The sequence below is a fragment of the Desulfopila sp. IMCC35006 genome, assembly GCF_005116645.1.
Lineage (GTDB): Bacteria > Desulfobacterota > Desulfobulbia > Desulfobulbales > Desulfocapsaceae > Desulforhopalus_A.
Genome location: NZ_SWCM01000071.1, coordinates 1 through 284, shown reverse-complemented (window position 1 = coordinate 284; position 284 = coordinate 1). Strand labels below are relative to the sequence as shown.

General features: G+C 52.5%; 1 protein-coding gene. It reads left to right on the top strand.

From position 1 onward, the window contains the following. Positions 1-284: hypothetical protein (locus tag FCL47_RS24655; protein ID WP_167496630.1), on the top strand; the 284-nt coding region annotated here is incomplete at both ends.

The following is a 284-nucleotide window of genomic DNA, read 5'->3' as shown; positions in this document are numbered from 1 at the left end:
CACCGATCACGCCGTAACCCAGGATATTCTCGATAACGGGTTAATCCTCGAGTATGCACGACCGGAAGACGGGGAAAACATCACCGTCACGGCAACTCTGGTGGATAAGGCCGGTAATATCTCCGAGACGGCAAGTGATTCGGCCATCATGGGCGACACAACTCCTACTTCCGCACCTACTGTACTTATTTCCGAAGATACCAATAATGACGGCACGATCGCACATTCCGAGATTGACGGAACGGTTGGCGTAAAAATAACTGCGCCTGCGGATGCGGTGATCG